This window comes from Blastococcus sp. KM273129 (genome assembly GCF_021698995.1).
In the GTDB taxonomy this organism is placed as follows: domain Bacteria; phylum Actinomycetota; class Actinomycetes; order Mycobacteriales; family Geodermatophilaceae; genus Blastococcus.
Window position 1 is genome coordinate 36,226 of record NZ_SSXB01000029.1, and the last position, 6,964, is coordinate 43,189.

General features: G+C 75.3%; 9 protein-coding genes and 1 pseudogene. 4 read left to right on the top strand and 6 right to left on the bottom strand.

Going from position 1 to position 6,964, the window contains the following annotated elements:
• Window positions 1–65: 65 nt before the first annotated feature.
• Both E9565_RS10580 and E9565_RS10585 read left to right on the top strand, forming a co-directional pair.
• Window positions 66–293 (top strand): hypothetical protein, encoded by a 228-nt coding sequence (locus tag E9565_RS10580; protein WP_236824877.1) that lies wholly within the window; start codon window positions 66–68, stop codon window positions 291–293.
• Window positions 290–1,945 carry an AMP-binding protein gene (locus tag E9565_RS10585; protein WP_236824876.1) on the top strand — a complete coding sequence of 552 codons (1,656 nt, stop codon included), beginning with the start codon at window positions 290–292 and terminating at the stop codon, window positions 1,943–1,945. Before E9565_RS10580 ends, E9565_RS10585 begins: the two co-directional genes overlap by 4 nt.
• Here the strand turns inward: E9565_RS10585 and E9565_RS10590 are convergent.
• Entirely contained in the window at window positions 1,942–2,256 is a 315-nt protein-coding gene (locus tag E9565_RS10590; RefSeq protein ID WP_236824875.1) for a hypothetical protein, read from the bottom strand. The two genes, E9565_RS10585 and E9565_RS10590, sit on opposite strands and share 4 nt — an antisense overlap.
• Before the next feature lie 46 nt (window positions 2,257–2,302).
• Window positions 2,303–3,070 carry an endonuclease/exonuclease/phosphatase family protein gene (locus E9565_RS10595; RefSeq protein ID WP_236824874.1) on the bottom strand — a complete coding sequence of 256 codons (768 nt, stop codon included), beginning with the start codon at window positions 3,068–3,070 and terminating at the stop codon, window positions 2,303–2,305.
• Between the two features lie 75 nt (window positions 3,071–3,145).
• Here E9565_RS10595 and E9565_RS10600 point away from each other — a divergent pair, with 75 nt between their 5' ends.
• Complete coding sequence (locus E9565_RS10600) at window positions 3,146–3,712, top strand: nucleotidyltransferase family protein (protein WP_236824873.1); 567 nt, start codon at window positions 3,146–3,148, stop codon at window positions 3,710–3,712.
• Here E9565_RS10600 and E9565_RS10605 read toward each other — a convergent pair.
• Complete coding sequence (locus tag E9565_RS10605; RefSeq protein WP_236824872.1) at window positions 3,699–4,019, bottom strand: DUF202 domain-containing protein; 321 nt, start codon at window positions 4,017–4,019, stop codon at window positions 3,699–3,701. The two genes, E9565_RS10600 and E9565_RS10605, sit on opposite strands and share 14 nt — an antisense overlap.
• Window positions 4,016–4,357, bottom strand: coding sequence for a DUF202 domain-containing protein (locus tag E9565_RS23200; protein ID WP_236824871.1), 342 nt, complete (start codon window positions 4,355–4,357; stop codon window positions 4,016–4,018). Before E9565_RS23200 ends, E9565_RS10605 begins: the two co-directional genes overlap by 4 nt.
• Before the next feature lie 138 nt (window positions 4,358–4,495).
• Here E9565_RS23200 and E9565_RS10615 point away from each other — a divergent pair.
• A pseudogene (locus tag E9565_RS10615) lies at window positions 4,496–4,678 on the top strand (cold-shock protein); the annotation flags it as partial.
• A 217-nt stretch (window positions 4,679–4,895) separates the two neighbouring features.
• On the opposite strand, the gene E9565_RS10620 reads toward E9565_RS10615, so the two are convergent.
• Both E9565_RS10620 and E9565_RS10625 read right to left on the bottom strand, forming a co-directional pair.
• On the bottom strand, window positions 4,896–5,360 hold the full coding sequence (locus tag E9565_RS10620) for a DUF2771 family protein (protein ID WP_236824870.1): 465 nt from the start codon (window positions 5,358–5,360) through the stop codon (window positions 4,896–4,898).
• Complete coding sequence (locus tag E9565_RS10625; protein ID WP_236834996.1) at window positions 5,357–6,865, bottom strand: MFS transporter; 1,509 nt, start codon at window positions 6,863–6,865, stop codon at window positions 5,357–5,359. Before E9565_RS10625 ends, E9565_RS10620 begins: the two co-directional genes overlap by 4 nt.
• Window positions 6,866–6,964: the final 99 nt, after the last annotated feature.

The window sequence follows — 6,964 nt, forward strand, 5'->3', positions numbered from 1 at the left end:
GGTCGGGGGAAGATGTCGGCAAGAGTGCACCGCGCGGTGCACCCGCTACCGCACACGGAGGCGTCATGGCCAAGCGCAACGAGAAGCACGCCCACCTGGTGGAACCCACCTGGGGCGAGTCCGACGGCGGCGGCCCGCCGATCACCGAGCTCTCCGCCTCGGTCGCCGGCGGCCTGTCGCCGTTCGGCGAGGACCACGGCTTCCCGCTCCCGGCCGACCGGCTGCGCTACGCCCACCCGACGGACAAGCCCAACCGGGCCGGCGTCCAGACCCCCGAGGGCCGGCGGCGGTGACCGCGCCCGCGCTGCCGTCCTACAGCAGCGGGACCTCCACGGTCCCCCTGCTGGGCGACACGATCGGGGCGAACCTGGATCGGACGGCAGCGCGGGTGGGCGACCACGAAGCGCTCGTCGAGTGCGCCTCGGGCCGCCGCTGGACCTACCCGCAGCTCGTCGACGACGTCGACGCCTGCGCCCTCGGGCTCGACGCCCTCGGCGTCGGCAAGGGTGACCGGGTCGGCATCTGGGCGCCCAACTGCGCCGAGTGGGTCTTCGTCCAGTACGCCACGGCGAAGCTCGGCGCGATCCTGGTCAACATCAACCCGGCCTACCGCACCCACGAGCTCGCCTACGTGCTGCAGCAGGCCGGCATCTCGGTGCTGGTGAGCGCACCGGAGTTCAGGACCAGCGACTACCGCGCGATGGTCGCCGAGGTCCGGGGCGACTGCCCGGCGCTGCGCGAGGTGGTCTTCCTGGGCTCCCCCGAGTGGGAGCGGCTGGTGGACGCCGGTCGCGCCGGCGACCGGGGCCGGCTGGCCCAGCGGGCCGCCGAGCTCTCGGCCGACGACCCGATCAACATCCAGTACACCTCGGGGACGACGGGCTTCCCCAAGGGCGCCACGCTCACCCACCACAACCTGCTCAACAACGGGTTCTTCGTGGGCGAGGGCTGCGGCTACACCGAGGCCGACCGCATCTGCATCCCGGTGCCCTACTACCACTGCTTCGGCATGGGCATGGGCAACCTGGCGGCCACCAGCCACGGCGCGACGATGGTCATCCCCGCGCCCGGCTTCGACCCCGCGCTGACCCTGCGCGCGGTCCAGGAGGAGCGCTGCACCTCGCTGTACGGCGTCCCGACGATGTTCATCGCGGAGCTCGCGCTGCCCGACTTCGCGAGCTACGACCTCTCCACCCTGCGCACCGGCATCATGGCCGGCTCCCCGTGCCCGGTGGAGGTGATGAAGCGGGTCGTCGCCGAGATGGGCATGACCGAGGTGACCATCTGCTACGGCATGACCGAGACCTCGCCGGTCTCCACCCAGACCGGCGCCGACGACGACCTCGACCGCCGCACCTCCACGGTCGGCCGGGTGCACCCGCACCTCGAGGTCAAGGTCGTGGACCCGGTCACCGGGCTCACCGTCCCACGCGGCACGCCCGGGGAGTTCTGCACCCGCGGCTACTCGGTGATGCTCGGCTACTGGGACGAGCCGGAGAAGACAGCGGAGGCGATCGACGCCGCGCGCTGGATGCACACCGGCGACCTCGCGGTCATGGACGACGCCGGCTACCTGAACATCGTCGGCCGCATCAAGGACATGGTCATCCGCGGCGGGGAGAACGTGTACCCGCGGGAGATCGAGGAGTTCCTCTACACCCACCCCGACGTCGTCGACGCCCAGGTCATCGGCGTCCCCGACGAGCGGTACGGCGAGGAGCTCATGGCCTGGGTGCGGCTGCGCGAGGGCGCCGAGCCGCTCACCGCCGAGGCGCTGCGGGAGTTCTGCGCCGGCCGGCTCGCCCACTTCAAGGTGCCGCGGTACGTGAAGGTCGTCGACGAGTTCCCGATGACGGTCACCGGCAAGGTGCGCAAGGTGGAGATGCGCCGGGTCGCCGTCGCCGAGCTGGGACTGGAGTCCGCCGCCGCGGTGCGGAACGCCTAGACGCCGGCGGTGCTGCTGGGCGCCAGCCGGACGACCAGCTTCGACAGCAGCGAGCCCGCGACCACCCAGATCAGCGCGGCGAGCGCCGCGTTGACCGCCTCGGCGACCTCCGGGTCCGACGGCGTGAACAGGTCGCGGGTGAACCAGCCGAACGTCTCGCGCCAGTCGGCCGCGAACTGCACGAGGACGTTGCCCGGGTTGGCCTCGAACAGCACGAAGACCGCGTGGACGACGATGACCGCGGCGATCACCGCGAACACCGTGCGCACGATCGAGGCGACCAGCGTCAGGATGCGACCGGCTCCGGGCATGCGGTCATGATCCACTGCACGGTGCGCCACCGCGACCGCTCCCCGCTCAGGCGGCCGCGACCCGGACGACGAGCGCCCGGTGGTCCGACAGGGGCAGCCGCACGGCCTCGGCCGGGCCGTCCGCGCGCAGGCCGCCGCGCACCAGGACGTGGTCCAGCTGCCGCGACGGCCGCGGTGCCGGGAAGGTGGGGGCCTCCGCGATCGGGGTGAGCCCGCTGTGCCGGGCGGCGGCCCGCGGCGGCATGTTCAGGTCGCCCATGAGCACCAGCGGCTCCACGGTGCCCTCGAGCGACCGCACCAGGCTCCGCAACTGGTGGCCGTTCCACCGCGGGATGAACGACAGGTGGGTGTTGCACACGGTGAACCGCCCGGCCGGGCCGTCGACGACGGCGGCGACGGCGACCCGCGGCTCGTCGCGGGCCAGGAAGGGACGCCGGGACTGCGGGGACCACAGCGGCACGCTCACCCGCAGGGGGGCCATCCGCACCACCCGCCAGGAGACGACGGGGTGGCGCGACAGGAGCGAGATCCCGTAGCTCGCCGAGCCGGGCTGCTCCTCGCCGGTCGCCGCCATCCAGGTGCCGCCGGGGGTCCCGTCGAGGGCCGCGACGAACTGCGAGTCGACCGCCCCCATCGCCTCGGCGGCGACGGCGGTCAGGTCCGCGCCGAGCGAGCGCGGCTGGTCGCGGTCGACCTCCTGCAGGCCGAGCACATCGGCGTCCAGGGTCTTCACCGCCGCGGCCAGCCGGTCGACGTCGACCCGGCCGTCGTCGAGCGAGCGTCCGTGCAGGATGTTGAAGGTCGCGATGCGCACCCGGTCCCTGTGCCCCGCTGCCCCGGGGATCTACCCCTCCGTGTGCCCGCGGCGCGCGCGGGTAGCAGGCGCTGGGTGCAGACGTCCCCCCGCGAGCAGGTGCGCGACCTGCTCAAGCGCACCGCCGTCGCGCTGAAGCAGGCCGACGTGCCGTTCGCGCTCTGCGGCGGTTACGCCGCCTGGGTGCGCGGCGCCCCCGAGCCCGACCACGACGCCGACTTCCTGGTGCCGGCGGCTGAGGCGGAGCGGGCGGCGAAGGCGCTGGCCGACGCCGGTCTGCAGGTCGTCGACCCGGCGGAGGACTGGCTGCTGAAGGTGGAACGGGACGACGTCTTCGTCGACGTCATCTGGCGCACCTGCGGGCGGCCGGTGGAGACCGACCTGGTCGACCGGGCGGAGGTGCTGCCGGTGCTGTCGGTGCAGATGCCGGTCATGGCGCCGACCGACATCGTCGTCTCCAAGCTCATGGCGCTGGACGAGCACTACTGCGACTTCGCGCGGCTGCTGCCGGTGGCCCGGGCGCTGCGCGAGCAGGTCGACTGGGCCCGGGTGGCCGGCGAGGTGGCGGGGAACGACTTCGCCGTCGCCTTCCTGCACCTGCTGGACCGGCTGGGGATCGTGCCGGGCATCAGCCGGGGATGAGCACCGCGACCGCCGCGGCGAGGGCGGTGAGGACGACGGCCGCCGTCGCGGCCAGCGCGGCCGCCCGGTCCCCGACGGGGCGCCCGGTGGCGACCCGCTGCTGCACCCGGTGGTAGCGGGCCGGCCCCAGCCCGCCGAGCACCCCGATGCCGAGGAGCGCGGCGACGCCCGCGACGACCAGCAGGGCCGGTCGGCCGAGGTGGACCGCCCGGTGCCCGACCAGGCCGGCCACGGCCAGCAGCCCCAGGCCGGTGCGCTGCCAGGCCAGCACCGTGCGCTCGGGCTGGGTCTCCACCGGCCCGCTCACCCGCGCAGCACCTCCACGCCCACGAGCACGCCGACGACGACCACCACCGCCGCCACGGCCGCGACCGCGGCAGGGACGAGCCGGCTGGCCGGCAGGGCGCGCCCGGCCCCGATCGCCGCCTCGTTGGCCTGCCAGCGGCGGTAGCCGGCCAGCGCGATGCCCAGCCCGATGAGGACCAGCGCGAGCGCGACCGCGGCGCTGCCCCAGCGCACCCCGAGGTCGGGGGCGTAGGTGGCGACGGCCACCCCGCCGGCGACCAGCGCCAGCCCCGTCCGCAGCCAGGCCAGCAGCGTGCGCTCGTTGGCGAGCGTGAAGCGGTAGTCGGGGTGGTCGGGCACCGGCCCAGCGTAGGGACCCGCCCGGAATCGGCAGGTCGGGGCGGCGCCGCGGCGGCTAACCTGTCCAGCAGCGGCGTCCCGCCGCGTCGACCGTCCGGCCAGCGCGCCGCGCCACAGCGAGGAACTGAGGGATCCACCGTGCCCACCGGCAGAGTGAAGTGGTTCAACGCGGAGAAGGGCTTCGGCTTCCTGTCCCGCGAGGACGGTCCCGACGTCTTCGTGCACAAGGACGCGCTCCCGGCCGGCACCGACCTCAAGCCCGGCCAGCGGGTGGAGTTCGGGATCGTCGCCGGCCGCCGCGGCGACCAGGCGCTGCAGGTGCGCCTGCTCGACCCGCTGCCGTCGGTGGCGGCCACCGTCGCCGCGGCCGCGCGGAAGAAGCCCGACGAGCTGGTCCCGATCGTCGAGGACCTGATCAAGCTGCTCGACGACGTCTCCGAGGGGCTGCGGCACGGCCGCTACCCCGACCGGGGCCATGCCCGGAAGGTGGCCGCCGTGCTGCGCGCGGTCGCCACCGACCTGGAGGGCTGAGCGCCGCTCAGCTCCCCAGGTCGCCGCCGGCGCGCAGGAAGCCGACCGGCCAGGCCGCGGTGAACTCGCCGCAGTCGCCGCCGGCGTCCTCGACGACCACCAGGTAGAAGGCGGGTGGGACGACGTCGGAGGAGCTGATCCCCTCGAAGGTCTCGGTGCCCGTGGGGACGTCGACCTCGCCGATCAGCTGCTCCAGCGACTCGTCGAACACCTGCACCTGCCACCCGCGCTCGGCGATCGCCTCCGGCACGGTCAGCGCGATCGTGGTGTCCGGGGAGACCTCGACGACCGGGGGACGGGTGCTGTAGCGCTGCCCCTCGCCGTCCAGGCAGTACTGGGTCGGCGCGGCGGTGACGTCCTGGCTGCCGGCCTGCACCCGCAGGTCCTGCGGGGTCGCGGGCTCACCGGCGCAGGCGGTCAGCGACCCGGCGGTGCAGAGGGCGAGCAGCAGGGCGGTGCGGGGCGTTCTCACGACCACGACGGTCCCACCGGCGTCGTCGGTGCGTCCGGGGCCCCCGCCGTCCCCGGCGCGGGGCGGCTGCGGTAGAGGCTCCACAGGATCAGCGCCACCGCCAGCACGAGCAGCGCCGCGGCGACGGTGAACCCGATCCAGCCGGTGGGCGGCAGCGCGATGCCCAGCGCCCCGCCGGCGACCCAGGCCAGCTGCAGCACCGTCTCGGAGCGGGCGAACGCCGAGGCGCGCAGGCTCTCGGGCACCTCGCGCTGGATGATCGCGTCGAGCGAGACCTTGCCCAGCGCGTTGGCCACGGCGGAGACGCCGGCGACCAGCACCGCCATGCCGAACCCGTAGAAGACCGCGGCCAGCACCGTCACCACCGCGGCGGCGGACGCGGCGTGCAGCACCAGCCGGTCGGGGGCGGCGGAGTGCATCCGCGACCCGACCGCGGTCCCCGTGAAGCTGCCCAGCCCCGCCGCGGCGGCCAGCGCGCCCAGGGCGAGGGTCGCCGACCACCCGTCGGCGAACGTCGCCTGCACGAGGAACGCGGCGAAGATGGTGAGGAACCCGCCCAGCCCGCGCAGCGCCGCGTTGGCCCGCAGCGCCAGCACCACGTGCGGGGAGACCCGCCGCCGGCGGCCGGGCAGCGGGATCTCGGCGGTGGTGAGCACGTCGGCCGGCTCCTCGCCGGTGGGGACGTCGACGTGCCGGGGGAGCCGCACGGCGAGCACCGCGCCGGCCACGAAGACCGCCGCCGTCGCCCACAGCTCCCAGTCGAAGCCGAGCAGCGCGGCCACCCCGGCGCCCAGCCCCCCGGCGACGCCGGCCGTGACCAGGCCGAACACCGACAGCCGGGCGTTCGCCGACGTCAGCGACATCGGCCCGGGCAGCACGCGCGGGACGACCGCGGCCCGCAGCACGTTGTGCGCCTTGGAGAGCACCAGCACGCCCAGCGCCGCCGGGTAGAGCCACAGGTCGTCGAAGTGCCGGGCCATGACCAGCGCGAGCACCGCCCGCCCGCCCAGCGAGACCGCCAGCGCCCACCGGCGGCCGCGCTGGAGCCGGTCCAGCGCCGGGCCGATGACCGGGGCCAGCAGTGCGAACGGCGCCATGGTGACCAGCAGGTAGAGCGCGACGTTGCCGCGCTGGGCGTCGGCGGTGGCGGCGAAGAACAGCGTCCCGGCCAGGGAGACGGCGATCATCGCGTCGCCGGCCATGTGCAGGGCGTTCACCCACAGCAGGTGGGTCAGCCCGCTGTCGCCGGCGCCGTCGGCCCGGCTCGCCGTGCGGACCCGGCGCGCGGCCGCGACCGTCAGCTCGCGGCTGCGGGCGGCGGCGACCCGGGTGACGGTGACCCTCGGCGGGGCAGGTGCGGGCGCCGGCCCGGGCCCTGGCGCGGGCAGCGGCCGCGTCTGCGGCCGGGGGACGCCGAGCGGGGTCGTGTCCACCGACGGCGCCGGCTCCTGCCCGCCCGTCCGCGGCCAGCGGCGAGCACCGGCGGGGCGGGGCGAGGAGCGCACGCCGCCCATGGTGCCGCACCGGTGCGGCGGTGCGGTCGGAGACGCCGGGCCGGCCGTCAGCCACAATGGGGGGCGTGCCCGCCTCCACCCCGCCCGTCC

Excerpts from the sequence above, each read along its gene's own strand:
- E9565_RS10580 (WP_236824877.1), top strand. The coding sequence starts at position 66 with ATGGCCAAGCGCAACGAGAAGCACGCCCACCTGGTGGAACCCACCTGG.
- E9565_RS10590 (WP_236824875.1), bottom strand. The coding sequence starts at position 2,256 with ATGCCCGGAGCCGGTCGCATCCTGACGCTGGTCGCCTCGATCGTGCGC.